The organism is Mariniradius saccharolyticus AK6 (genome assembly GCF_000330725.2).
Classification (GTDB): Bacteria; Bacteroidota; Bacteroidia; order Cytophagales; family Cyclobacteriaceae; genus Mariniradius; species Mariniradius saccharolyticus.
In genome coordinates, this window is the sequence record NZ_AMZY02000003.1 from 161,053 (window position 1) to 185,493 (window position 24,441).

25 protein-coding genes are annotated in these 24,441 nt (G+C 47.0%); 6 read left to right on the forward strand and 19 right to left on the reverse strand.

Annotation, left to right across the window (positions count from 1 at the left end):
* Positions 1-17: 17 nt before the first annotated feature.
* Both C943_RS01955 and C943_RS01960 read left to right on the forward strand, forming a co-directional pair.
* Entirely contained in the window at positions 18-362 is a 345-nt protein-coding gene (locus C943_RS01955; protein WP_157198393.1) for a hypothetical protein, read from the forward strand.
* A 1-nt stretch (position 363) separates the two neighbouring features.
* Positions 364-573 (forward strand): hypothetical protein, encoded by a 210-nt coding sequence (locus tag C943_RS01960; RefSeq protein ID WP_008623698.1) that lies wholly within the window; start codon positions 364-366, stop codon positions 571-573.
* Positions 574-655: 82 nt separating this feature from the next.
* Here C943_RS01960 and C943_RS01965 read toward each other — a convergent pair whose 3' ends face one another.
* Positions 656-1,558 (reverse strand): HAEPLYID family protein, encoded by a 903-nt coding sequence (locus C943_RS01965; protein WP_040478670.1) that lies wholly within the window; start codon positions 1,556-1,558, stop codon positions 656-658.
* 69 nt (positions 1,559-1,627) lie between these two features.
* Positions 1,628-2,014, reverse strand: a complete 387-nt coding sequence (locus C943_RS21235) for a hypothetical protein (protein ID WP_157198394.1) — start codon at positions 2,012-2,014, stop codon at positions 1,628-1,630.
* A gap of 130 nt (positions 2,015-2,144) precedes the next feature.
* Here C943_RS21235 and C943_RS01975 point away from each other — a divergent pair, with 130 nt between their 5' ends.
* The gene (locus C943_RS01975) at positions 2,145-2,534 is read left to right on the forward strand and encodes a DUF983 domain-containing protein (RefSeq protein WP_008623701.1); all 390 of its coding nucleotides are present in this window, start codon (positions 2,145-2,147) and stop codon (positions 2,532-2,534) included.
* 33 nt (positions 2,535-2,567) lie between these two features.
* Here the strand turns inward: C943_RS01975 and C943_RS01980 are convergent, their stop codons facing one another.
* Positions 2,568-3,974 (reverse strand): alkaline phosphatase, encoded by a 1,407-nt coding sequence (locus C943_RS01980; protein ID WP_040478745.1) that lies wholly within the window; start codon positions 3,972-3,974, stop codon positions 2,568-2,570.
* A gap of 133 nt (positions 3,975-4,107) precedes the next feature.
* Here C943_RS01980 and C943_RS01985 point away from each other — a divergent pair, with 133 nt between their 5' ends.
* Together C943_RS01985 and C943_RS01990 are read left to right on the forward strand one after the other, a co-directional pair.
* Complete coding sequence (locus C943_RS01985; protein WP_008623703.1) at positions 4,108-4,473, forward strand: DoxX family protein; 366 nt, start codon at positions 4,108-4,110, stop codon at positions 4,471-4,473.
* A 9-nt stretch (positions 4,474-4,482) separates the two neighbouring features.
* Positions 4,483-4,869 (forward strand): DUF2237 family protein, encoded by a 387-nt coding sequence (locus C943_RS01990; protein ID WP_008623704.1) that lies wholly within the window; start codon positions 4,483-4,485, stop codon positions 4,867-4,869.
* Here C943_RS01990 and C943_RS01995 read toward each other — a convergent pair.
* From C943_RS01995 to C943_RS02030, 8 genes are all read right to left on the reverse strand, one after another.
* Positions 4,862-5,434 carry a hypothetical protein gene (locus C943_RS01995; protein ID WP_008623705.1) on the reverse strand — a complete coding sequence of 191 codons (573 nt, stop codon included), beginning with the start codon at positions 5,432-5,434 and terminating at the stop codon, positions 4,862-4,864. The two genes, C943_RS01990 and C943_RS01995, sit on opposite strands and share 8 nt — an antisense overlap.
* Before the next feature lie 104 nt (positions 5,435-5,538).
* On the reverse strand, positions 5,539-6,780 hold the full coding sequence (locus C943_RS02000) for a glutamate-5-semialdehyde dehydrogenase (RefSeq protein ID WP_040478672.1): 1,242 nt from the start codon (positions 6,778-6,780) through the stop codon (positions 5,539-5,541).
* Complete coding sequence (gene proB, locus C943_RS02005) at positions 6,773-7,858, reverse strand: glutamate 5-kinase (RefSeq protein ID WP_040478746.1); 1,086 nt, start codon at positions 7,856-7,858, stop codon at positions 6,773-6,775. The genes C943_RS02000 and proB overlap by 8 nt, the downstream gene beginning before the upstream one ends.
* Before the next feature lie 154 nt (positions 7,859-8,012).
* Positions 8,013-11,636 (reverse strand): T9SS type A sorting domain-containing protein, encoded by a 3,624-nt coding sequence (locus tag C943_RS02010; RefSeq protein WP_008623708.1) that lies wholly within the window; start codon positions 11,634-11,636, stop codon positions 8,013-8,015.
* A gap of 289 nt (positions 11,637-11,925) precedes the next feature.
* Positions 11,926-12,930, reverse strand: a complete 1,005-nt coding sequence (corA, locus tag C943_RS02015; RefSeq protein WP_008623709.1) for a magnesium/cobalt transporter CorA — start codon at positions 12,928-12,930, stop codon at positions 11,926-11,928.
* Complete coding sequence (locus C943_RS02020) at positions 12,927-13,304, reverse strand: response regulator (RefSeq protein ID WP_008623710.1); 378 nt, start codon at positions 13,302-13,304, stop codon at positions 12,927-12,929. The genes corA and C943_RS02020 overlap by 4 nt, the downstream gene beginning before the upstream one ends.
* Before the next feature lie 156 nt (positions 13,305-13,460).
* A complete protein-coding gene (gene groL / locus C943_RS02025; protein WP_008623711.1) occupies positions 13,461-15,089 on the reverse strand; it encodes a chaperonin GroEL in 1,629 nt (542 codons plus the stop codon).
* Between the two features lie 43 nt (positions 15,090-15,132).
* A complete protein-coding gene (locus tag C943_RS02030) occupies positions 15,133-15,411 on the reverse strand; it encodes a co-chaperone GroES (RefSeq protein ID WP_008623712.1) in 279 nt (92 codons plus the stop codon).
* A 220-nt stretch (positions 15,412-15,631) separates the two neighbouring features.
* On the opposite strand from C943_RS02030, the gene C943_RS02035 reads away from it, so the two are divergent.
* Positions 15,632-16,339: a hypothetical protein gene (locus tag C943_RS02035; protein WP_008623714.1), complete on the forward strand. Its 708-nt coding sequence runs from the start codon at positions 15,632-15,634 to the stop codon at positions 16,337-16,339.
* Positions 16,340-16,397: 58 nt separating this feature from the next.
* Here C943_RS02035 and secG read toward each other — a convergent pair whose 3' ends face one another.
* From secG to C943_RS02075, 8 genes are all read right to left on the reverse strand, one after another.
* The gene (secG, locus tag C943_RS02040) at positions 16,398-16,766 is read right to left on the reverse strand and encodes a preprotein translocase subunit SecG (RefSeq protein WP_008623715.1); all 369 of its coding nucleotides are present in this window, start codon (positions 16,764-16,766) and stop codon (positions 16,398-16,400) included.
* 9 nt (positions 16,767-16,775) lie between these two features.
* Entirely contained in the window at positions 16,776-17,600 is an 825-nt protein-coding gene (locus C943_RS02045) for a hypothetical protein (protein WP_008623716.1), read from the reverse strand.
* Between the two features lie 36 nt (positions 17,601-17,636).
* Positions 17,637-18,182, reverse strand: a complete 546-nt coding sequence (gene lptE / locus C943_RS02050) for an LPS assembly lipoprotein LptE (protein ID WP_040478674.1) — start codon at positions 18,180-18,182, stop codon at positions 17,637-17,639.
* A complete protein-coding gene (locus C943_RS02055) occupies positions 18,169-19,452 on the reverse strand; it encodes a sigma-54 interaction domain-containing protein (RefSeq protein ID WP_008623719.1) in 1,284 nt (427 codons plus the stop codon). The genes lptE and C943_RS02055 overlap by 14 nt, the downstream gene beginning before the upstream one ends.
* An 18-nt stretch (positions 19,453-19,470) precedes the next feature.
* Positions 19,471-20,931: a tRNA (N6-isopentenyl adenosine(37)-C2)-methylthiotransferase MiaB gene (gene miaB, locus C943_RS02060; RefSeq protein ID WP_008623720.1), complete on the reverse strand. Its 1,461-nt coding sequence runs from the start codon at positions 20,929-20,931 to the stop codon at positions 19,471-19,473.
* A gap of 998 nt (positions 20,932-21,929) precedes the next feature.
* Positions 21,930-23,336: a S41 family peptidase gene (locus tag C943_RS02065; RefSeq protein ID WP_008623725.1), complete on the reverse strand. Its 1,407-nt coding sequence runs from the start codon at positions 23,334-23,336 to the stop codon at positions 21,930-21,932.
* A 102-nt stretch (positions 23,337-23,438) separates the two neighbouring features.
* Positions 23,439-24,149: a cell division ATP-binding protein FtsE gene (locus C943_RS02070; RefSeq protein WP_008623726.1), complete on the reverse strand. Its 711-nt coding sequence runs from the start codon at positions 24,147-24,149 to the stop codon at positions 23,439-23,441.
* Positions 24,149-24,352 carry a hypothetical protein gene (locus tag C943_RS02075; RefSeq protein WP_008623727.1) on the reverse strand — a complete coding sequence of 68 codons (204 nt, stop codon included), beginning with the start codon at positions 24,350-24,352 and terminating at the stop codon, positions 24,149-24,151. The genes C943_RS02070 and C943_RS02075 overlap by 1 nt, the downstream gene beginning before the upstream one ends.
* Between the last annotated feature and the right edge of the window lie 89 nt (positions 24,353-24,441).

Genomic DNA, 24,441 nt, shown 5'->3' on the forward strand with positions numbered 1-24,441 from the left:
CACAAGCCGAAAACACTGTGGTTCGCACTGCGGAGCAAAATGCACCTTTGGCAGTGTTGATGCGCGAGATGTATTTGGATATGGAAGAGATCAAAGGAACGGTCCTAGATAAGGAAAAACTAGGCACCTATCTGGAAAAACACCGTGCGATGCTAACCGCCGAAGCGACTGACCCAAAGGTCCGAGATAGCAGTTTTCACATCATGGGCAGTGCCTACCTCCTACATTTGGAAAGAATGGAGCAATCGAGCGAGGAGGAATTGCTGAATAATTTCCAAGCGTTGCAACAATCCTGCGTCGCCTGCCATCAACAAAAATGCCCCGGCCCGCTCAAAAAAATCAACGCGCTTAAAGTCAATTAAAATGGCAATTGCACTGGACAACCTTCGCGTGGGAAGGATTTACTTACTCACCAATATGGGTGAAAAACGCCGCATCGAGATACTTGCCCGACTTTCCGGCAATAATTTCCGCGTCAAGGATCTCGACACTACTGAAGTCTATACCATCGAGGAACTCCTCCGGTGGGGTCGGGGCAAAGACTATGATTTGGATGAATGGTGGGAGGAATGAGGGGGATTGTCTTTCCCGTACTTCTTTCTGAAAGAAAATCCAAATGAGTGAAAGTATCCCCCTCATGCCCGAAATGGGATTTTCAATGGTGCTTCCCAGGCTTATACCCACCCGGCTCATAGATAATTCGTAGGAACGAACTCAGTCCCTGTTGCTCGCGGTTAAGGGGGATGCCTGTGACGATTCCGACAAGGAGATTTTCCGCCAAGCCAACCCGCATTTGTGGCCTTAAGACACTGAACAGTCTTCCGTCAGCAATTTCTTGGTTGATTTCCATACCCACAAAGTTGCGGGTGCCTGAGATCATGTAGTGGAAATTGGTATTGATTTCATAAGCCATATGGGCGCTGGAGCCAAACTCTTTCACGATTCTCGGTCCTGTGTAAATCAATGTGTGGTAGTTGCGCCCCCAGCGCTTGGCTGCAATCAAAAAGGGATTGAAGAGATTGCCCTTGAAGAATTCTCCCTGACCCATTTTATCCAAATCGACCAATTCAAACTCATGGATATATCCCAAGGCAAGGGTGGATTTGGCTTTTTCCGAAACCAGAAAAGACCACTGGGCTGCGAGTTTTAGGGATTCGATACGGTTGGAGGGCTTGGTGATGTCGCGTGCGGCACCGTTTTGCCGTGAGTAAATCGTCACGGGAATTTCCACTTCCAACCCCAATCTGTCGATCACCGCCCACTCGTATTCAATTAAGGCTTCGTATTCATCAAAACTTCGCTTGTCGGACATTCCGACGCCTACGTTCCATTCTTTTTCGCCTTTTCTCGCGCCCAAGTCGCGAATCAGGTCGATGTACAGTGGTTCTGCATGAAGCACCTTTGGCTTCTCTGCACTTTTCGGATTTTCAAATTCCTGGATAAACAGGCTGTCCGAAACAATTCTTTCCTGCTTGGCGCTATCCAGCTCGACCTCTTGCGCAACGGAAATGAGGGGTGCGGACAATAACAAAATTGCCCACAAGTATAGTCTAGTCATGTTGATTACTTAATAAGAAGAAAATGGATTAGGTGTAAAGCAAATTGGAAGGAACTTCCTGTCTGCATGTCAAACAAAAAAATTGTTTTTGGGTGGAGGCGATATCCTTGCCAAATCAATAGGATCGAGGTCATTTGGCGATACAGGGACTGTTGCTTCACCTGTTTGAATCGTCCAAGTGGGTCCCTGAGTCTTGACAATTTGATAAAATACCTTCAAATCTTTGATCTTTCGCTTTTGCTCAGGAACCTCGGTATCCGGGATCGTATCCTCAGCCATGTCCATCACATACTCGAAGAGCAGTTCGGAAACGGAGTCTATCGGGTCCGAATGGATTTCATAAATCGAGTTCGATGCCGAGGTTTGGTAAAAGTTGGCAGATAGGTTGATGAAATTGAGTAGCATCACCCAACTGACTACCTGAATCCACCTATCCTTATTTTTTCCAAAGCGCATGCCCAAAATTATAAATAATTGATTTTTCAAAGTTGATTTTCCAGAGATAAACCACGCTAGGGCCGTGATAAAGGTTACAGTCCCTTGATGCATTTTGGCTATCTTCGCAGGCAAGAAAAAAAACAGCTTAATGAAAACCAGGAGTCTAGGCGCCGCAATTGCTCAAGGGAAATGCCCACAATGCAGGGAGGGGAATATATTCCCGACCTCATTGTACAGTTATCAAAAATTGACGGTTGTAAACCATCATTGTGACAAATGCGGTGCAAATTTCAACCCTGAGCCTGATTTTTACATGGGGGCAATGTTTGTAAGCTATGCTTTTTCTGTCGCCCTAGTCGTCACGGTCCTGGTTGCGCTCAACGTCCTAATGGAGAGGCCACCGTTTTGGATGTATGTAGCCGTTATTGTCGGCACCAATGTGCTCCTGCTGCCCCTGTTGCTGCGGTATTCGAAGATTTTGTACCTGTACGGCGTGGGCAAATTGAAATACAGTCCCAAGACTACATCCAAAAAATAAATCCGGGTTTCCCCGGATTTTGTATTGTGTGATTTAGGCCATCAGTAGCGAAGCATCCGCGCCACAGGTTTGGAGCATGAAATTGTGTAGCTCAAAGTTTTTCATAAATCCTTTCAGGTTTTCGGAGCCGGGGCCAAACATTGCGAGCTCGACATAGTCGGCGGTATGGTTGGAACCTGCCCAATAAATTCCAGTCTGTTTGGATTGCATGGCAGCAAGAGGCATGAAAGGCAGGTTTTGCGGATTATACATGCCATCCGAACCTACTTTGTAGCTCGCCAAGATTGCGGCGGCATCTTCCTCTTTCAGAACGATATTTTGGTGGCTCTCCAAGAGCTCGATCACTTGGGAATTGCTGAAACCCGGTTTGATCTGGTTCAAAATCCATTCATTGGAAGCCTTCACGGCGTACATTTTTTCGAAATTCCTGTTGGCCTGGCCACTGTAAAAGAGACCCGGATTGCTGTTGCCATGGTCTGTCGTGATGATGACAAGCGTGTTTTTGTCCTTTTGGGCAAAATCCATCGCGACACCCACCGCCATGTCAAAGTCGATTTGGTCATACAATAAGGCGGGGGCATCGTTGCCATGTGCCGCCCAATCCACCTTACCGCCTTCGACTTGCATCACAAATCCCTTTTGGTTTTTGCTAAGGACTTCAATGGCTTTTTGTGTCATTTCGGCCAAACTGGGGACTTTTTCGCGCAATTCGGGATTGTTGACCCGATCGATGGCATAGGGGAGACCATCGCCTGCAAAGAGACCCATGATCGGTTTGTCACCTTTTGTCTTCATCATTTCAGACTTTGTCCTCACCAAGTCGAATCCAGTCTGTTGATATGCTTGTATCAGATCTCTTTGGTCTTCCCTCTCTTTTGGATCAAAGAAATTTAGCCCGCCTCCCATCATCACGTCAAACCGCAACTTCAGATAGTCGACCGCGATGTCAGCCATGGAATTTCGGCTGTTGTTGTTGACGCAAAAGGAGGCCGGCGTCGCATGGGTAATCTGTACGGAAGTCACACAGCCAACGGATTTTCCCATGGTTTTGAACTTTTGAAGGATCGGGACGGGTTTTTCACCATTTGGGCCGACATTAAGCGAACCGTTTTTGACCCGCATACCACCGCCCCACGCTGAGCCCGCCGCAGCCGAATCTGTTACAAAGGAACTTGCAGATGCCGTGTCCATCAGGGCTCTTTTTACCAGGTTCTTTTCATACAGATCGATCCATTGACTGGGTTTTCCTTCTTTGTGGCGCAACAGGATGTCGGCCATATTGAGCGTGCCCGAACTCATCCCGTCACTGACCAAAAAGATGATGTTTTTGGCTTGGGCCGCGTTGGTGGAAAATTCTTTCCCCCAGGCTGAGGCGGAACCAAGCGCTCCCAGCCCAAGGGTGGTCAAAAAACCATTTCTGAAAAATTCTCTTCTTTTCATATCCATTGGAAATTTGCTTTCTATGATTTGACGGAAAAATACCTTTTCCCTCGATTGAAACATCAAAGTATGGATTAGCTTTTTGTTATCATTGGAAAAATAAACCAAATCAGCTCTTTGCGGTTTCAATGGCATGAAAAAGCTACTTAGATATCTGTTGACCCTGTTTTTTATTATCGCGGGAGTCAATCATTTCATAAATCCACAGTTATATCTCCCGCTGATTCCACCCTATTTTCCTTTTCCGGAAATCATCAATTTGGTATCGGGGATTGTCGAAATAGTGTTGGGTTTCGGATTGTTGTTGGATAAAACAAGAAAAGCTGCCGCTTGGGGAGTCGTCATTTTGTTGGTCGCGTTCATCCCCTCACATGTGTATTTTATCCAAATTGGATCTTGTGTGCCTGATGGACTTTGCGTACCGGCTTGGGTGGGCTGGGTTCGGTTGGTGATTATCCATCCGATTTTGCTTGCTTGGGCGTATTTTTGCACCAAATAATTGAAGATAATGGCGAAAAATGTATTCGGAGAGGACTTGGTCACCTGCAGTGAGGCACCCCTGACGGGATATTACAGGAATGGATGCTGCGAAACAGGCCCAGAGGATTTGGGTACCCATACGGTCTGCGCGGTCATGACCGAGGAATTCCTATTATTCAGCAGGTCCCGTGGCAATGACTTGATCACGCCAAGGCCGGAGTGGGCATTTCCGGGATTAAATCCGGGTGATAGGTGGTGTCTTTGTGCCTCACGATGGATCGAAGCCTATCAAGCTGGTGTTGCTCCATTTATTGTTTTGGAAGCTACCCATGAAAAAACATTGGAATGGATACCGCTCGGGGAACTCGTAAAATTTGCCTGGCGTGCAGAAGAAAAATCGGATTCCGCTACTTGATGAATGGAGAATGTGATTCGAGACTTTTTGAACTCCCATCCCTGAAGTAAACTACCAAGCGGGTATTGATTTGGCTTTTTTGTTTGGGTCGTTCCCGCAGTTTGAGGCTGAGGTATTGGTTCATCCGCTTGAAATCCCTGAACCTGTTTAAGGTCGTTCCGTCTTGTAGCTCAAAAAGATAAGAAACTTCTGTTCCTGTGCTGAGTCCATTGAATGGTGAAATCAGGTAAAGCTCGATATTTGAAACATTCTGAACGTGGTAAAGCATGGGGCATGCGCCGGGATAAGTCCGCTCATAGGCATTTGAATTGGCGTTGAGATTGGTGAATCCAAACTCTGCCGTCAACAAAAAATCGGCATAACTGACTGTGTCCGTTTGCCTGGAGTAGCGTTGGTTGATATAAGGGCTATAAAATACCTGATGGATGCTGTCAAGCTCAGCTAGGGCAGGGTAGGGGCAGCCCAAGCCATCCTCGGGATCGGAAACACAACTCATGTTGCTGATCTGCAGAACGAGCAACGCCAGTACAAAAATCCATCCTGAATTGTGATACTTTTTTACCATACTCGGTAGCTTGGGCAGGTGAACGTGTCCGAAAGCCTACCGAAAGTTAGCAGAATATCTGAAAAATGGAATTTTTAGCGCATGAACTTGTGCTTCTCTCCGGCTTATTTTCTGACCTGTCCGTTTCCCCTGATCACCCACTTGTAACTCGTGAGTTCATTCAGGGCCATTGGGCCCCTCGCGTGCAGTTTTTGGGTACTTATGCCGATCTCCGCCCCCAGTCCAAATTGGTTGCCGTCCGTGAATCCGGTGGAAGCGTTTGCGTAAACCGCAGCAGCATCGACTTGCTGGAGAAAAGTATCTATATGTTCTTGATTTTCGGAAATAATCGCCTCGCTGTGCTGGGAGCTGTATTGGGAAATATGGTCCAAGGCTTCCTGCAGATTGGCTACGGTTTTGATGGACATTTTCAGGGAAAGAAACTCCGTTCCGAAATGGTCCGGTGTTGCTGCCTGGATCAATGGGTTTTTTGGCAAATGGGCAAATGACTCCCCATCGGCAAAGATTTCCACTCCAGCGCTAAGCAATGGCTCTACCATCTCATTGAGATCGGCCAGACGACTTTGGTGTACAATCAAGCAATCCAAACTGTTGCAGACACTGGGACGGCGGGTTTTGGCGTTGAATACGATCGCTTTCGCTTTTTCCAGATCCCCGCTTTCATCAAAATAAGTATGTACGATTCCAGCGCCTGTTTCGATGACGGGGACTTTGGAATGAGCCCGTACAAAATCTATCAATCCTTGGCTTCCTCTCGGTATAATCACATCCACCAGCCCGACAGCTTCCATCAACGCCTGTGCTGCTTCACGTCCCGCAGGCAAAAGCTGGAAGGCTTTGACAGGAAGCTTGTTTTTTGCCAAGGCCTTGTGAATCACGCCCATGATCGCTGCATTCGAATGTTGGGCGTCCGTACCGCCTTTGAGTACCAAACCATTGCCGGATTTCAATGCGAGGGAGAAAACGTCAAAAGTCACATTTGGCCGGGCTTCGTAAATAATGCCGACCACACCCAAGGGAACAGCTATCTTCTGAAGATGCAATCCATTTTCCAAATGCTTTTCTTCCAAAATCCGGTGCAAGGGGGAAGGCAAAGAGCTGACTTGTTTGATTTCTTGGCAAATAGCTGCCAATCGTTCTGTGGAAAGCAAGAGCCGGTCATACTTGGGATCTGCAGGGTCCATCGCCGTCAAATCCTGTTGGTTGGCGGCGAGGATTTCTGCACTATGTGCCATTGTGAGCTCTACCAAATCCGAGAGCGTGGCCTGAATCTGAGGCTCACTGATAGCCAAAAGTTGCCTGCTGGCCTTTCGGACTTCGGCAAATCTGTAGGTCAAGTCATGCATTTTGGATCAGGTAAAGGTAATCGTAGTGGATAAATGGCTTTTGGTTTTTGAGGCCGATGCGTTCTTGTATGAGGGAGGACGCATATTCTGCCTTTCCCAAACCGAGTTTTTTGCCTTTTTCATCAAGGATCAAGATGATATCGCCTTTGGAAAACTCCCCTTTCACCTGAATAATTCCAACAGGTAAAAGACTGCTTATTTTTTCGGAGAAAAGAGCAAGCCTTGCACCATCGTTTACGGTCACTTCACCTTTGAAGTATTGGTCTCCGTGTGCCAACCATTTTTTTGGACTGTGTTTGGAGGATTTCGGTTCAAAGAAGGTTGAGGGTGCCTTTTCCTCCCAAATATCCAGGAGAATATTGTCCCGCTTGCCGTTGGCAATCCAGACTCTGATCCCCAAGTCTGCGGCTTTTCTCGCCATGGATGATTTGGTCAGCATGCCGCCACGGCCAAATGAGGACTTCACTGGGCTGATAAACTGACCGATATCTTCCAGCCTGGATCCAATAATCGGTATCAACTTCGAATTGGGTTCGCTGGGAGGACCTTCGTAAATGCCGTCGACGTTGCTCAGAATCACCAAACTGTCCGCATTGATCATGGAGGATGTGAGGGAAGCCAATTCATCGTTATCCGTAAACATCAACTCCGTGATTGCTACCGTATCGTTTTCATTGACAATGGGAATAATTCCCTGCTGCAAAAGGCCAAGGATACAGTTTCGCATGTTGAGGTAATGCCGTCGGTCCCTGAAGTCTTCCTTTGTGACCAAAATCTGGCTTACCGCCAAATGGTGCTGCGCAAAGAGCGTCTTGTATGTATGGATCAGTTCGACTTGACCAACCGATGCCCATATTTGCTTCTTGAGCACCGCTTCGGTTTTTTCATGGAGTTGGATTTCCTTTCTACCGAAAGCCACCGCGCCTGACGATACCAACACAATCTTGATGCCCTTAGCCTTCAGTTCCGCAACCTGTCTGGCTATCGACTCCATCCTGGCAAGGTCGGGTTTCCCCTCAGGATTGGTCAGGACATTGGATCCGATTTTGACCACCAATAATTTTGGAAAATGAGGCATTTTGCAATGATTGTTGAATATTCCCCACAATATTAGCCCAAAAGGCACTTTGATTTTAAAAAATGACAAATATTATTGCTGACTCCAAAATTGGATAAACAAAAAAAGAATGCAGGCCGGCTGCATTCTTTTAATATATCGGTGTTGGTTGACTTTATTGTAACACCAACTTTTTGCTTACCAATTGGTGGTTGTTTTTGATGCGGATGAGATAAAGGCCTTTTGGCAAATGGCTAAGGTCCACTTCAAACAATCGGCCGTTTACATCTTCGAAGGACATCATTTCCTGCCCCTGCTGATTGATGATGGTGATTTCAGCTTGTTCGAGGTTTGCATTTTCGGAGAATACTTTGACCTGTCCGGAAGATGGGTTTGGATAGACCTTGTAGGAATTCATTTCCAAGGCCGCCGCCGTCAACGTCACGCCCACGACGCGGAATGTCTGGCATTTTCCGTCAAGATCGGTCTGGGTGATTCTGTAAAACTGACGGCCAAAGATTGGTTTCTCGTCAATGAATTCATAGGATTCGATTTGGTTGGAGTTTCCAACGCCCGGCACGATACCGATGGCTGACCATGTTTTCCCATCCAAGGACCTTTCTACGGTGAAATAGGCATTGTTTTCCTCAGACGCAGTCGACCAAGTTACACGTACCCGTTGGTTTTCAAGCGCGACCGCGCCGAAGGATAGCAATTCCACAGGTAGGATCCTAAAGGATTGGGCGAGCGTAAAAATTGGAGGCGAAAATCCTGGGATAGGAAGGTTGTTTCTTACGCTACCGGAATTGTCGTCCCCGGTCAGGCCGGCTGCCTCGAGGTCTATCCACTGGGTGCCATTCCATTTGGTCACGATGAACTCGTTGAAATCAACAATCGGGCAGGTTCTGTCAGAGGACCATGAAAGTGTAATGGTCGGTGTGACGGCACTGTTGGTCCTGTCAAATTCCCAATACTCGCACTCGTTGATCTCGCCGAGCGTCGCCTCTTTGCTGGCGCGGGAGTAACCAGCCAACTCAGGATTGGTGTGGAAATACCTACCTGTGAAATGCTGGGTATTTGCTCCGCCTAACGCAGAAGCGGTGAGCGGCGCATAATAACCCCCATTTCCGAATGGGTAGGTAAATTCTAAATTGCCGATTTTTCTCAGACGGCCATCCACGTGACTGGCATTGGACCCGCCTGAGACAGTGGCGGTGTTGTTAATTGTAAACAGGTACTCGTCATTGAAAATGATACCACTGGTTAGCGCAAGTGAATTGGCAATGGTCACGGGGATATTGACAGTCAGGATGGCGGCTCCGGTGGTGCCCATTTCCAACCTCGGAATCGTGATGCCAATATCTGAGTCCAATGAACGATTTGAACCTCCGGAGATTCTCATGGTTCCACCGCTGGCGCCGATGGTAGGTCCACCCTCCAGGGTGATATTTCCCCTATAGTCTGAGATGTTTGACCTTGCCAAACCCAGTTCCCCGGTGTTTGTCCTTCTGAAAAGCGCATTTCCTGCGATCAGATCGCCTCCCGTAGAGTTTGCCATCCTGATTCTGCCTGTTCCATTGTTCTCCAGGATTAGGTTTCCAAATACATTTCCGCCTTGCCAATCATTGCTGGTCGTCCCTCGTTTGATCATCGTGGTCGTGTTGCCCGGGGTTGTGCTGAAGTTATTGCCAGCGGTTAATTGAATACCCGAAGCCGCATCGAAAACATTGTTGCCATTGAATGTACTGCTGGTGAAGGTTATTCCGGCAGAAACAGTAGTCACCTCGAAATCTCCGAGGAACGAGCTGTTGCTTGCTGTAAAGGTATTGACGGTAAAGGATCCGTTTGCGTCATTGGTTCCCTGGGTGAAATTGGATATGTTCAGGGCCGCTCCCGCATTGAAATCAGTAGTGGTTAGTCCGCCGTTATTCAGGACATTGGTGCCTCCATTTTGTCCAAATCTGACTGTTCCAGCACCATTTAGATTATTGACGGTGATTTCATCCTCAAAGGTATTTGTACCATTATACCCGATGTCGAAGGTGTTGGTGCCGTTGTTTACGAAAAGGCTGGTGCTTAGGAAGGTATCACCTGAGGTATTGCCCAGCCGAAGAAGTCCATTGCCATTATTATAGATCGCCGCAGGACCGTGGAACGTATTGCCGCCTTGGAGTGTGAGCGTATTGTTCGTATTGTGGTTCAAAATCAGCGTTCCAAAGCTATTTCCTGCTCCCCAGGTTACGCCTCCTCCGCCATTCTTGTTGATGGTTGTAGTGTTTCCGGGAGCGCTGAAGGTATTTCCGCCCGCGGTCATGGAAAGTTGGCCAGCGGCGGTGAATGTGTTGTTTCCCTCAAAACCGTTCGCATTTTGGAATGTCATGGTGCCAGTCCCGGTAGTCGTCGCTTGAAAATCCCCTCTGAAGTAGACGTTGTTGAAGGTGATCGTATTGGCGTTGAAGCTGCCATTGGCCGCATTGGTGAGTTGGGTGAAATTGTTGACCTCAAAGATATTGCAGGCAGCAAAATCCGTCGTCACCAATCCTCCATTGCGCAGTTCTACTGTACCACCGAGTTCTCCGATCCGGATTTCGCCGGTTGCGTCTGTGTTGTTGATGGTAATCTGGTTTTCGAAAATGTTGGTGCCACGACGTGCGATGTCCAAATAGGCTGTCCCGTTGTTTTGGAATATCACTGGTCCATTAAAGGTGTCGCCCACAAGTTCTCCCAACCTGATGTTGTTGTTTGACTCATTGATGATCACCGTCGTTCCGTTAAAAATATTGCCGCCGTTCATTGTCAACTGCCCTGTTGAGTTGTCAGTCAGGGTCAGGTTCCCAAATCTGTTTCCTGCACCCCAGGTTACACCGCCACCTCCGTTTCTTGTCATAGTAGTACTCCCACTTACTGCACTGAACCGGTTGTTGCCATTAGGCATGGCAATTTGACCTGCTGCGGTGAAGACATTGGTACCGTTAAAGAAATTGGTGTTGTTGAAGGTAATGGCGCCCGTGGTCGTAACTTGGAAGTTCCCCAAGAATACGACATTCGAGACCGTGAATGTGGCGGGATTGAAGATGCCGTTTGCGGATGCGGTGACTTGGGAAAAGTTGTTGATGATCAGTGTTCCAACATTAAAGTTTGTGGTAGTCAAGCCGCCCGAGGTCAGCAACGAAGTGCCAACTCCCGCTCCGAAACTCAGGTTACTGGATGCATTTGTATTGTTGACCGTGACTGTCGCGCTAAAAGTGTTTGACCCATTGAATGCGATCTGAAATTGGCCGGAGGAATTCTTGTTGAATGTCACCGTGGAATTGAACGTATCCCCGTTTGTGTTTGCTAACCGAAGGCGGTCATTGTCATTGTTGTTGATGATTGTTGGGCCGTTGAATGTATTTCCACCCTGAAGGTCATCCGAGTTACCACCTGTCTTCGTAATGGTCATGTTGCCGTTGAAAACGGTATTCTCGATGTTGTTAATGTCATTGATCGACAAGGTACCCTCTGAGATAGTGCCTCCGGTAATATTGGCATTTCTGGTTACGGTCAGTGTAAAGGTCCCAAGGTCCAGGGCACCGTCACTCATAGTTAGATCCCTGATCGTGAGATTGGAGGGTAATATTGGCTGATTGGGTGCCGCTGCGTTGTTGATGATGACGTCGTTTCCGACACCTGGGACTGTCGCAGGGGTCCAGTTGGCAGCTGTGTTCCAAGCAGAACTGACACTGCCGTTCCAGGTTTGGGAGTAGGCTGAAATCCCAAAAAAGAAAAATAAAATTGCAATGAAGAGTGAAGAGCGCATAGGTTTAACCATTCAATGGGATGATTAATCAATTGGGTGATTTTGCGGTGTATCCGGGTGGGTGGATTTCACACACAAAAAATGTTTACTCGAAAAGAATTTAATGTATTTTGTATTTTTTTGGGTGATTACATTGAAAAATAGTAATAATTCATTTAAAAAAGGTAATATATTATTGAAATAGTATAAAATTTGACAAATGTCAAATTGTTGATTTTCATTAATCAATCGGTGGTTGAGATGGAAATGGGGTTTGTTTGGAAAGGTTAAATGGATGGGAAAGCGCCAATCAAAACCATTCCTTTCTTTTGAAATAAAACATCATGGCCACGGTCGTACCGATAAAAACGACCCAGGTGAGAAAGTAGCCATACTTCCAAGACAGCTCGGGCATAAATTGGAAATTCATTCCATAAACGCCTGCGATGAAAGTAAGCGGAATAAAAATAGTCGCAATGATGGTCAGCGTTTTCATCACTTCGTTTTGCTTGATACTCAGGCTGGACAGGAACATTTCCACCAATGTGGCAATGGATTCCCGCTGCACTTCGAGATTTTCATTGACTTCAATGATGTGCTCGTAAACGTCGTTGATAAAAGGATCAGTCTTCTTTTTGAGCAAAGGACTCTCCGATTTTTTCCAATTGGAAAGTAATTCCCGCGTCGGCCAAATGATCTTTTTGAGGTGTTGGATGTCTTTGCGAAGCTGGAAGATACTCGACAGTTTTTGTTTGCTGGTATTGGCAACGATCTGATCTTCCATTTTGTCGATCATTTCTTCCTGCGTTTCGATGATTTCAAAGTACTTGTCGACGATAGAATCGATAAGCGTGTAGGCGAAATAGTCCGCCCCGTACTTCCGCATCTTGCCATGTGGGTTTTCCAATCTTGTCCGGATCGGATCAAAAAAGTCATACGCGTCTTCCTGAATGGTCAGCACGTAGTTCTTTCCGATGAAAATGCTGATTTGTTCTGTGGTGGGTTTTTTGGAGTGAACATAATACACCATCTTCGATACGATGAAGATGTTGTTTTCAAATTCCTCGAACTTAGGCCTTTGATGGCAATTGAGGACATCCTCCATGGTAAGCGGATGGATATCAAATAGCGCAGATAATTCCTTGAGTAAGTCTTCGTTTTCCAGACTGGAGACATTCAGCCAAAACTTATGTGTACCGGTAAGGAACGGCCTGACTTCCTCAGCGGTCTTGATGTGGTGTTTTTGAAAATAATTTTCCCCAAACTCATACAGTTCCATACTGGAAGGTGTCTTGTGTTGGGTTTTGGCGCTCATGCTAAAACGTTTTTGATTTTTTCTGGGGAAAGCGGCTTTTCAATAAAGCCCTCCACGCAGGAGAAGCCTAAGGCTTTGTTTTTGTCCTGAATATCAATCGAACTCGAGAGGACCACAATCGTATCCTTCCTGCCTTCAAATTGGTTGAGATATTGGTACAAAAAATCCCATCCGTTCATGACTGGCATATTGATGTCCAAAAAAATCAGGATGCTTTTGTCTGACTCCAATTGCCGAATCCGCTCGATCGCCTTCTCGGCCTCCAAGTATTCTTCTATTTTGTTTCCAATCTCAAGCTTGGCTATCAAGCGTTTATTGATCAAATTATTGATAGGGTCATCATCGATCAATAGGATGGAGGAGTAAGATTCCATGAATTGTGTAGGTCAGGTGATTGTCGCCATCAAGAATAGACCTTTAAAAATAGCAAATACTTTTTGACCTAAAAATTTGCCAAGGGATTTTTGCTGAGACCGAAAATGAAAAAGGGCCCATCGAGGGGCCCCTTTCCTGATTGTCACTTGGCTGGATTACATCATGCCGCCCATGCCACCGCCACCCATTGGAGGCATAGCTGGGGAGTCGTCCTTCACGTCTGCAACCACGCACTCAGTCGTGAGCAGCAATGACGCGATGGAAGATGCATTTTCCAATGCCAATCTGGTCACCTTGGTTGGGTCGATCACACCAGCTTGGAAGAGGTCTTCATACTGGTCTGTTCTAGCATTGTATCCAAAGTTCCCTTTGTTTTCCTTGATCTTGTTGATAACCACCGAACCTTCGCCACCAGCATTCTCCACGATAGTTCTCAAAGGAGACTCGATCGCAAGTCTGATGATATTGATACCGGTATCTTGGTCTTCGTTTTCACCTTTGATGTTGTCAAGTGCAGAAGCAGCTCTCACGAGGGCCACGCCACCACCTACGACCACACCTTCTTGTACGGCAGCCCTAGTAGCATGCAATGCATCGTCCACCCTGTCCTTCTTCTCCTTCATCTCCACTTCAGTAGCGGCACCGATGTACAGGATAGCTACGCCACCTGACAGTTTTGCCAATCTTTCCTGAAGTTTCTCTCTGTCATAGTCAGAAGTGGTTTTCTCGATCTGCGCTTTGATCTCATTGATTCTGGCTTGGATATGCTCTTTTGCGCCAGCGCCATTGACGATCGTGGTGTTGTCTTTGTCAACATTGATTTTCTCGGCAGTACCGAGGTAATCAACAGTCGCATTTTCCAGTTTGTAGCCTCTCTCTTCGGAAATGACGGTACCACCGGTAAGGATCGCGATGTCTTCCAACATGGCCTTTCTTCTGTCACCGAATCCAGGAGCCTTTACTGCAGCCACTTTCAAGGCACCTCTGATTTTGTTTACCACCAGGGTCGCCAAAGCTTCGCCATCCACATCTTCAGCGATGATCAACAAAGGCTTGCCTGACTGTGCCACTGGCTCCAATACTGGAAGCAATTCCTTCATGGAAGAGATTTTCTTGTCATAGATCAAGATGAATGGCCTATCCAATTCGGCTTCCATCTTCTCTGTATTGGTCACGAAGTATGGAGATAAGTAACCTCTGTCAAACTGCATACCCTCTACTGTTCTTACTTCAGTTTCGGTGCCTTTTGCTTCTTCCACGGTGATGACGCCGTCTTTTCCGACTTTGTCCATCGCATCGGCGATCATCTTGCCGATCTCTTCGTCAGAGTTGGCGGAGATGGTGGCCACTTGCTGTATTTCTTTGGAAGTAGTGATTGCCTTGGAGTTGGATTTCAACTCGGCTACGATTGCTGCAACAGCTTTGTCAATGCCTCTTTTCAGATCCATTGGGTTGGCACCTGCTGCTACGTTTTTGATACCGGCGTTGAAGATAGCCTGGGTCAAAACGGTTGCAGTGGTAGTTCCGTCACCTGCGTTGTCTGCTGTCTTGGAAGCTACTTCTTTCACCAATTGTGCGCCCATGTTTTCGATTGGCTCTGCCAATTCGATTTCTTTGGCAACTGTCACACCGTCTTTGGTGATCGCAGGGGCCCCAAATTTTTTGTCAATGATGACGTTTCTTCCCTTTGGACCTAGGGTTACTTTTACTGCGTCTGCAAGAGCGTCCACGCCTTTTTTCAATCTGTCTCTTGCTGTGGTATCGAAAAATAGTTCTTTAGCCATTTTTTTGTTGTTTTAGGTTTTTTGATTGTTTGAAATAGATGATTTAGAGAATTGCGAAGATATCAGACTCCCGCATGATGAGGTAGTCGTGACCGTCAACGGAAAGCTCGGTGCCGGCGTATTTGCCATACAACACGGTATCACCTACTTTTACAGTCAGTGGTTCATCTTTCTTGCCACTTCCCACTGCGATAACAGTTCCTTTTTGTGGTTTTTCTTTGGCTGTGTCTGGAATGAACAAGCCGGAAGCGGTTTTCTCTTCGGCGGCAGCAGGTTCTACCAAGACCCTGTCTGCAAGAGGTTTGATGTGCACTTTTGACATGATTATTAAAACGTTTAGGGTTTAAAAACAAATTCTTACATCCCCCCATTCCCATTTTTCGTGCCAATCAACTTGTCCGCTTTACAACTGACATTAAGTCCTGACAATCCGCCAAAAAACGCCATTGGACAAGGAAACGCCTGATTTGGCACTGCCAATTTTGCCACGGTCCCTTGTAAATTTTGTCAGTTTTACTTAGCTTTTCACAAAGTATGTCGGTATGAAAAGTCTATCAGAAAACTGGATTACGGAAGGTTGGATCGATTTCGAATATAAAAAGTACCTTCTGTTGGCTTATCTTCAGCATGTCGGCGCCCAATTCAGGGAAGTGAAATTGTACCCACCCCTGGCCGAGCTTATTCACCACTATTCGAAGCTGAAGATTTTTGAACAAAACAGGGAACAGATCAAATCCGCGTTCCCCAAACTCCTCCAAGGTCCGGATTCCAAGGAGTTCAAGTTGAATTACAAACCTTTGGTGATCGACGACGAAGTCATGAAGCAGCTGGAGGAGATTGTTGCATTTTCTTTGCCCCAACTTCAGAAACACATTGAAGAGGGGAAAACAATCTATGATCTTTTGGAACATGAAATGAAAATCGAGCCGATCGGCTTATCTCCCCTCTACCAAAAGGAAGGCTATGTCATGCTGTCCTACGAAAAATCTAAGGACGTGTACGTTTACAGGTACAAAGTCAATCTTTTCCAAAACAGTGTGGACCAATTCAAAGGGATCATGATGCAACTGATCAATCGGGTGAGAAGAACCCTGGCTCATACCCTCGAACACATCAAGTTAGACCTGATCAAAACTTACAAGGAATTGCCAAACCCTGCCACCTACAGCATCTACAGTCAAAAGCAGATACCCTTGGAGGAAAGCTTTGTTCCCATCAGCAAACGCCTGCTGCTCAAAGTCGTAGATTGAGAGAAGTAATAGCAAAAAAAAAGGCCTGAAATTCAGGCCTTTTACATTTTTCTGTCGCTTATTGGTTTTCAGAACCAGCGGTATCAGTCGCTGTTTCCGGCTGTGGCGTCGATGGTAGGAGGCTTTCTGATTCTCCGCCAAAAGAAGGCGTCACTTGTTTTTTGGCGCTCTCGATGTTTGGTGAACTGGATTGGGAAGTGTCCACGGAAGAATAGAAGGCCGCCGAAGAAAGGGAAAGTACCAGGATGGCAATCGCCAACACCCAAGTGGATTTTTCAAGGATATTGCCTGTTTTGGTCACGCCCATCAATTGGGTAGCATTGCCCCCAAATGCCGCACCAACACCGCCTTTGGAGTCCTGCGCGAGGATCACCAACACCAACAAAACCGCCAAAACAACAATCACACTGATAAGAAAGGTAAACATATGCTTGATTTATAAGTCCGATTCCTTGATTAAGTCCGCAAAGTAATTGCTTTTTTCTGGAAACTTCACCATCAACTTTTGATAAATTTCTTTTGCCTTTTGCTTCTTGCCTTGCTTTACAAGCAGCTTCGCATAGGATTCCGACAAAAGGCTGGGGTTCAGTTGGGTGCTTTTTTCGGAAAGGTCGGTCTGCTTGTTGAAGTCCTCGATTTCCCGAATAGTGGCGAGCTTGATCTCCTTTTTGCTAAAGGCCTTGATGATGTCGATCTGCTCTTTCTTCTTCTCATCGAGGATTTCCTTCTTTTCCTTTCGTTTGATCGTTTCGATCAAATCCTCCGCCCTGTGATGCTCTTTGTGTTTCTTCTTTTTGGCGGGAAGCTCAGCGGGATTTTCAACCGGTGTCTCTGGTTTTCCCTGCAGATTTTCGCCGAGTTGCTTGAGGATTTTTGCCCTTTCTTCGGGGTCGGCCTGCTTGGTCGGCTTTGGTCGGAGGGATTTTTCAAAATCCGCCAAATCAACCAAACGCTTGTTGTTCATCTGTTTTTGGGAAAATCCCGCCTCGAAATTCTCCTCCAATTTTGCTTTCAAAAACTGCAAAGGGGCCTCTGATTCAATCATCGTCTTCATCCAAGCCCTGTCTGGACTGGTGACTGCGGCCCAATGCAGGAATTCCTTGGTATTTCCCTTTGACTTTTCGTATTCAAACCGCGCCAACAATACCTTGGGGATTTGGAAAAAGGGAAAGGTCTCGTGCAACTTCAGCAGTTGGATGACTTCATCCTTCTGAAGCTGATGGGACTGTTGCAATATGGAAACGATCTGTTGGGTGTTCACTTTAGTTGGGTTTGAAAAACACCAAGTTAGCCATTTTTACCAATTGGCCACCGTGGCCGTGAAGATGTCCTGGATGATATTTTCGAAAATTTCTTGGATCAACACGTTTTCCACCTGTAGAATGGAGGTATTCCTCGGATCGTAATCCTTCCAAAAGGAGAAAGTCCGCTTCACATTCTCCTCTTCATTGACGGTGTTGATATACTCGACCTCGATCCCGATCGTCAAGCGCATCTGTCCAGCCCTGTCGGGAAGGTTGGGGTCAGTCGTGGATACGGTGGCTTGGGGTGTGATCGCATATTGCTTGATTGCACCGGAAAACTGGAGGTCACCGTTGGTGCGAATCAGCTCTAGATTGGTGTTTCTTTGGTAAAACTCCTTCAATGCTTCTGTAAAGCGCTGCTCCATGTTGGCAGGGCCACCGCCGGAGTCGTTGAAGAAATTCTCCACCGAAAAGGTCTTCGTCAACTCATAGTTGATATTGGTGCCCGTAAAGCTGTAATTGACTGCACAGGAAGGCAACAACATCACCGCGACAAAAAAGCAAAGGGACAAGCACAGGGATTTTTTACTCGATATCATACTGCTTGATTTTTCTGTACAATGTCCGCTCTGAGATACCTAGGTCGCTCGCGGCATATTTTCTTTTGTTATTGTGTTTTCTAAGCGCTTTCAGGATCATTTCCTTTTCCTTGCGCTCTAGCGAGAGCGAATTGTCGTCCTCTTCGTGCACGATATCTTCGATTGCCTCGGAATCGTAGTCCTCCAATTCATCCTTGGCGGATGGATGATCAATCACCATCGGCACACCCACAGAGGCAGCGGGACGTTTTTCTTCAAAGGCAGGCGTGCTGTCCATGCCTTCGAAGAGATTTTGGTGCTTGTTGATCAGGTTGGCGTTGAGGCCGCCCGCCTGGTAGCTTTCAAGTACAAGTTTCTTGAGATCGTTCATGTCCTTTTTCATATCAAAAAGGACCTTGTAGAGTATTTCCCGCTCCGAAAAATCGGAGAAATCCTGACCCGACCCATGTCCTGCAGTCAATACGGGAAGTTGGCTGCGTTCGTTGGGAAGGTATTTGGAAAGAGTTGCTGCATCCACCTCCCGCTCATATTCCAAAAGCGAAATCTGCTCTGCAATGTTCTTAAGCTGCCGGATATTACCTGGAAAGGGAAAGCGCATCAGCAACCGCTTGGCATCCTCGTCCAAGCTGATGGGTTTTACTTTATATCTCTCCGAAAAGTCGGTCGTGAATTTCCTGAACAAAAGGACGATGTCTTCTCCCCGTTCCCGCAAGGGCGGCACGAAAAGCGGCACCGTGTTGAGACGGTAGTAAAGGTCTTCCCTGAATTTGCCTTTTTCCACGGCTTTGATCAAGTTGATATTGGTCGCGGCAATCACGCGGACATTGGTCTTGAGCACTTTGGAGGAACCCACACGGATGAACTCGCCGTTTTCCAACACCCGCAACAACCTCGCTTGGGTACCCAGAGGCATTTCCCCAATCTCATCCAAGAAAATGGAACCACCATCGGTCACCTCAAAGTATCCTTTTCGGGCTTCATGGGCACCTGTAAAGGAGCCCTTCTCATGCCCAAACAATTCCGAATCGATCGTACCCTCAGGAATCGCACCGCAGTTGATCGCGATAAACTTGCCGTGCTTGCGGAGACTGAGGGAGTGGATGATTTTGGAAAAAGACTCCTTGCCACTACCGCTTTCCCCTGTAATCAATACGGTCATATCAGTAGGGGCGGCCTGCATGGCTACTTGAATGGCGTGGTTCAGCAAGGGGCTGTTGCCGATGATGCCGAATCGTTGCTTGATGCTTTGTATTTCTGCGTTTGAGATCATTTTGGGAGGACAAAAATGTTAGGATACGACTTCTCCAAACAAGGTGGCAGCAGAGCAATCGGTGATCTTGACCCTGACATAATCGCCTTTTTTGTGCTTGCCGGCCGGAATGATGACAACCTTGTTGGCCGAATTGCGTCCCTTAAGCTGCGCCTCGGAGCGTTTGGATGTGCCCTCGATGAGGATTTCCTGCACTTTGCCTGCATCCAACTTGTTGCGCTGCAGGGAGAGTGCGGTTTGCTTCTCGATGATCTCGGCCAACCTTCTCTTTTTCACGTCGAGCGGAATGTCATCGACAAATTTCTTTGCCGCCAATGTCCCCGGACGCTCCGAATAGAAGAACATGTAGGAGAAATCGTATTGCACGATATCCATCAGGCTGAGCGTATCTCGGTGTTCTTCTTCCGTCTCGGTACAAAAACCGGCGATCATGTCGGAAGAAATCCCGCATTCCTCGCCAAGAATCTCCCGAATGGCACGGACCCTATCAAGGTACCATTCCCGGTCATAGGTACGATTCATCAGTTCCAATATCCTCGAATTGCCACTTTGAACAGGCAGGTGGATGTATTTGCAGATGTTGTCGTACCGCTTCATCGTGTGGAGGACTTCATCGGTAATGTCTTTGGGGTGTGAAGTGGAAAAACGCACCCGCAGCAAAGGACTTACCTGCGCCACCATTTCCAACAAATGGGCGAAATTGACCACCGTGGAGACTTCATCCTCTTTTTTATTGAGGCGGGCTTTGTTGTTTTCTTCGGGAGACCACTTGTACGAATCCACGTTCTGTCCAAGCAGCGTCACTTCCCGATAGCCTGCGGCAAACAGTTCCTGCGCTTCCTTGACGATTGAATGCGGGTCGCGGCTTCTTTCCCTACCTCTGGTGAATGGTACCACGCAGAAGGAACACATATTGTCACAGCCCCGCATGATGGATATAAACGCCGTCACCCCATTGGAATTGAGGCGGACAGGGGAGATGTCGGCATATGTTTCTTCTCTGGAAAGAAATGTATTGATGCCTTTTTCACCGTCTTCCGCAGCAGCTACGAGGTTGGGAAGGTCACGGTACGCATCTGGACCGACCACCACGTCCACGATTTTTTCCTCCTCGAGCAATTTGTCCTTGAGGCGCTCCGCCATACAGCCGAGGACCCCAATGGTCATTTCGGGCTTTTGGCGCTTGAGAGCGTTGAAATGAGAAAGTCGGTTGCGGACGGTCTGCTCGGCCTTTTCACGGATGGAGCAGGTATTGAGGAAGATTACGTCTGCTTTTTCGACATCCGAAGTGGTGTCAAACCCGTTTTCCTTCATGATGGAAGCCACGATCTCCGAATCGGAGAAGTTCATCTGGCAGCCATAGGATTCGATGTAGAGTTTCTTGGACTTGCCGGTATTCTCGTCTTGGGTGGTTTTGTAATCGCATGCCTGCGCCTCTTCCGGTGCGATCAAGTCTATGTCTTTGATGATGTTTTCCATGAATCAATTTCCAATCAGGATGCGAAATTAAGAAAATGCGGACAAAATGACAGTGTTTTTGTGGAATATGGGGGCAATTGTACCTATGAAGGTTTTTGTGCGGCTATTCTTTTCGACCAAATCAACAAGAAAGACGATGCTGCCATGAAAGAGGATATGCCTATAAGCCTATTTGCACTTGGGGAAATATTTTATGGTGGATTTACCGAAGTCAACCTTAGATTGTAAATTTTTAATGGGGATACACAATTTTGCAAGGTTGGTCTGAAGAAGTGCTATCGACTGCGGATAATCGTCCATGGAAGAACGTCGACTGTCCATGGATCCGAAAAGTCTTTCTCCAGCCATTATTTGTTTGGCATTGGACAGCCTTTAGGTTTAGCATGGTGAGTCACAATCCCGCAGGGATTGACTCCACAAAGTGGTAGTTACCCCGGGTAAAGCCCGGAGGATTCCGGAAAAACAATCGCCTTTAGAAATCCCAACCCTGAAAGGTGTTGAATTAAACCCCGATCGGGGTGGTAAGGATAGTCTACCGATATCATTTAAAACCTCCGGATTGGCATCCGGGGCCAATAACCGTAGGTATTCAATCCCTTCGGGATTTGGGGTGAGGTCGAATTCTGGATTAATCCGAGATCTCTTGCTGACTAAGAAATTGAATTTTTGAATATCAGCGATGCTGCACACCAGGCCTAAATCCCTTATGTTTTTGCCTCTTTTGTCGTTGACAAAAGTGTGACTACAGCTACAGGCAATCACCACCAAGAAGGCTGAAAAATGCGCAACCTGACCGCAAATTATATCTGATATTTCAAATATTTCCAGGTTTCGGATTTCTGCAACGTAAAAAATGAATACGCACCGGATACGCCTTTCCAATTAATTGAGGTTGTCAACTTACCTACCATCATTCAAGCCACGAAATGTACCATAAACACTGAAGGAAAATCGAAACGGCAAAAAAAAAGCCCCCGAATCGCTCCGGGGGCTTTGCCTTATTTTTTCAGGAAATCATACTCAATGATCAACCGTCCAGCCCGCGGATGGGCATCAAGGGTGCTTCCAAGGTCAGTCCGATCGACAAACTCCATCCTGGCAGTTGGGAAAGACCCTGGCGCGATATGGTTCAATGCCAGGTTCAACAGGTATTCCTTTGTATCACCAAAGGGAAGCAGGGTTTTCTGACTAAGCTCTAATCCCTGGAGGTTTGGCTGGAAGCCATTGGAATAATCCGACTGGTCGTTTTTATTGAAAGTTTGGGAAACAATCGGCAGTAGACCATACTTGTTCTCAGGATTGTCCTCATCCTCGAGAGCCACAGATCCCACATTTTTTCCGACCGTAACGTCGCCCACTAGAAACACATCCATGTATGGTTTGAGTCCATTGATGATCAGCTCGGAGGCTGATGCCGTACGCCTGGATGTGATGATATAAACCCGGTTGTTTGCCAGAACAGGGCCAAGATTTTGCGCTTTTGCTTTAAACAAGCGCTGCACATTCTGGTAATCGGGAAACTGCATGATAAAGCTGTTGAACTTCGTCTTGGAAAATACATCCGTCGCGGTCACATTCGGCGCAATGAGGCTTGCCAAATTGATCGCACTGGATTCGAATCCCCCACCATTGTACCTGAAATCAAGAATCAGATGCTTAATGCCTTCTGCTTTGAATTTGGCGAAGATGGCATCCATTTGGTCATCATAGAGGGTGGACTGACCCTCAATGCCTGGCGCAAAGAAATGGTAAACCAGATAACCTACCTTGTCGCCGTTTACGGTGTAAATGGAGTCGAGGAAATTGGGATTTTCCGATAGCACTACCGGGGTTAGGTCGACCGGTGTTTGTGCCACAAACTGATCGGTAGCCGGGTTGTACCGGAAGTAGGATACCGAGTGCGGCTGGTCCAATTTGCTCAAAATATCCTGGTAATTGTCCAAGGTGAGCCTCACGCCGTTGATTTGAGTGATGAGATCCCCTCTTTTCAACCCTTTGGACTCAGCTGAACTCCCTTTTTTGATGTAGGAAATAAACGCGACCACGTTGTTGTTGGTACTACTTTCACGGGCAAGCAGAAACTCGTACCCTGCTTCCTTGCTGGTACCTTGGAGTGAGTTGATCAATTCCTGGTAATCGGGATAGATCACCGAGAACCTATCGGTGGGACGGTTGAGTAGGGATTCGAAATAATCCTCGGGGTCTGATTCCAGTGAAATGGGGGTTTTCATGGATTCCAGCCAATAGTACACCTGGTCCATCACTTCCTTGATCCAAGTGTTTACCTTGGCATTGGCGGATAGTGTCGGCGGGGTATCTTCCTCTTTGTCTTTACAGGATTGAAATACGAGCAGGAAGACAAAACCCCACATCAGGGGCTTCAGGAAGTAGGTGTTGGATTTCATACCGATACGCGTTTAGTGAATGTTGGCCGAATACAGATGCAATAACGTGCTGTACAGCCAAATGGATTTCCAAATTAAGGGACAATTTCGAAAAATAAAATGCTAGTAGGCAGTATTGATGGAAATGTCCTCTGTCTTGCTGTCCAACAGTTTTCCTTTTTCACATTTCAATACCCGGTAGGGATACTTCCTCAGCAAATCATGGTTGTGGGTAGCCATCAGGATGGCCGTGCCCTCGTTGTTGATTTCCTGGAAAAGCTTGAAGATGCCATCCGCCACATCAGGGTCCAAATTGCCCGTAGGTTCGTCGGCAAGCAGAATGGAAGGTTGATTGATAAGCGCGCGGGCAATGACTATCCGCTGCTGTTCACCCCCCGAAAGCTGATGGGGCATTTTCGTGGCGGCATCCGCCAAACCTACCCTCATCAGAACCTCTACCATGCGGTTTTTCATCTTTTCCCGATCCGTCCATCCTGTCGCCCGCATGACGAAGAACAGGTTCTCAGCCACGGTCCTGTCCGGGAACAACTGAAAGTCCTGAAAGACGATTCCCAACTTCCTGCGCAGAAAGGGAACCTCATTCCTTTTGATCTTTTCGAGGTGGAAGCCAACGATCTCTGCCTTTCCCATTTTAAGGGGCAGGTCGGCATAGAGGGTTTTTAGCAGGGAACTTTTCCCGCTTCCCGTCCTTCCGATCAGAAAGACAAACTCATCCGGCTCGATGGAGAAGTTCACATCTTGCAGCACCGTATCCAAGCCTTGGAAAATAACGGCGCCTTTGACATCAATAATGGGTTGTTTGGAAAAAACCATTACAGTTCAAGTTTTTGGGGTTTGCCAAACGGGAGCTCTTTGATTAAGGCTTCCAAGGCTTCTTCTTTGCCTTCAAAACCGAATTTCTCGATGTTTTTCAAGGGTCTGTCTGCCCTGAAATATGCGACCAAGACAAAGTTGTCATCCCGGATTTGGATGTAGTCCGGGATTTTGGCTTTGCCTTTGACCTTCAAAATGTACATGTGTGCGATGGTTGGTTCAGTGGAAGAACTCGATTCCAAGTGATATGGTTTTAATTCCGGGGCCGGCCCAAGACTTCCCTGGAAATGGC

What these genes read in the sequence shown, in the direction of transcription:
- groL (WP_008623711.1), bottom strand. Translation starts at nt 15,089, where the DNA reads ATGGCTAAAGAACTATTTTTCGATACCACAGCAAGAGACAGATTGAAA.
- C943_RS02010 (WP_008623708.1), bottom strand. Translation starts at nt 11,636, where the DNA reads ATGCGCTCTTCACTCTTCATTGCAATTTTATTTTTCTTTTTTGGGATT.
- C943_RS01985 (WP_008623703.1), top strand. Translation starts at nt 4,108, where the DNA reads ATGAAAAAGCTACTTAGATATCTGTTGACCCTGTTTTTTATTATCGCG.
- secG (WP_008623715.1), bottom strand. Translation starts at nt 16,766, where the DNA reads ATGTTTACCTTTCTTATCAGTGTGATTGTTGTTTTGGCGGTTTTGTTG.
- C943_RS02075 (WP_008623727.1), bottom strand. Translation starts at nt 24,352, where the DNA reads ATGTACATTTTGAAGGTCAAAGGCAAAGCCAAAATCCCGGACTACATC.
- C943_RS02020 (WP_008623710.1), bottom strand. Translation starts at nt 13,304, where the DNA reads ATGGAATCTTACTCCTCCATCCTATTGATCGATGATGACCCTATCAAT.
- C943_RS02030 (WP_008623712.1), bottom strand. Translation starts at nt 15,411, where the DNA reads ATGTCAAAAGTGCACATCAAACCTCTTGCAGACAGGGTCTTGGTAGAA.
- C943_RS21235 (WP_157198394.1), bottom strand. Translation starts at nt 2,014, where the DNA reads ATGCGCTTTGGAAAAAATAAGGATAGGTGGATTCAGGTAGTCAGTTGG.
- miaB (WP_008623720.1), bottom strand. Translation starts at nt 20,931, where the DNA reads ATGGAAAACATCATCAAAGACATAGACTTGATCGCACCGGAAGAGGCG.
- C943_RS02070 (WP_008623726.1), bottom strand. Translation starts at nt 24,149, where the DNA reads ATGGTTTTTTCCAAACAACCCATTATTGATGTCAAAGGCGCCGTTATT.
- lptE (WP_040478674.1), bottom strand. Translation starts at nt 18,182, where the DNA reads ATGATATCGAGTAAAAAATCCCTGTGCTTGTCCCTTTGCTTTTTTGTC.
- C943_RS01960 (WP_008623698.1), top strand. Translation starts at nt 364, where the DNA reads ATGGCAATTGCACTGGACAACCTTCGCGTGGGAAGGATTTACTTACTC.
- C943_RS01975 (WP_008623701.1), top strand. Translation starts at nt 2,145, where the DNA reads ATGAAAACCAGGAGTCTAGGCGCCGCAATTGCTCAAGGGAAATGCCCA.
- C943_RS01965 (WP_040478670.1), bottom strand. Translation starts at nt 1,558, where the DNA reads ATGACTAGACTATACTTGTGGGCAATTTTGTTATTGTCCGCACCCCTC.
- corA (WP_008623709.1), bottom strand. Translation starts at nt 12,930, where the DNA reads ATGAGCGCCAAAACCCAACACAAGACACCTTCCAGTATGGAACTGTAT.
- C943_RS02055 (WP_008623719.1), bottom strand. Translation starts at nt 19,452, where the DNA reads ATGATCTCAAACGCAGAAATACAAAGCATCAAGCAACGATTCGGCATC.
- C943_RS01980 (WP_040478745.1), bottom strand. Translation starts at nt 3,974, where the DNA reads ATGAAAAGAAGAGAATTTTTCAGAAATGGTTTTTTGACCACCCTTGGG.
- C943_RS02035 (WP_008623714.1), top strand. Translation starts at nt 15,632, where the DNA reads ATGAAAAGTCTATCAGAAAACTGGATTACGGAAGGTTGGATCGATTTC.
- C943_RS02065 (WP_008623725.1), bottom strand. Translation starts at nt 23,336, where the DNA reads ATGAAATCCAACACCTACTTCCTGAAGCCCCTGATGTGGGGTTTTGTC.
- C943_RS02000 (WP_040478672.1), bottom strand. Translation starts at nt 6,780, where the DNA reads ATGCATGACTTGACCTACAGATTTGCCGAAGTCCGAAAGGCCAGCAGG.
- C943_RS01995 (WP_008623705.1), bottom strand. Translation starts at nt 5,434, where the DNA reads ATGGTAAAAAAGTATCACAATTCAGGATGGATTTTTGTACTGGCGTTG.
- C943_RS01990 (WP_008623704.1), top strand. Translation starts at nt 4,483, where the DNA reads ATGGCGAAAAATGTATTCGGAGAGGACTTGGTCACCTGCAGTGAGGCA.
- proB (WP_040478746.1), bottom strand. Translation starts at nt 7,858, where the DNA reads ATGCCTCATTTTCCAAAATTATTGGTGGTCAAAATCGGATCCAATGTC.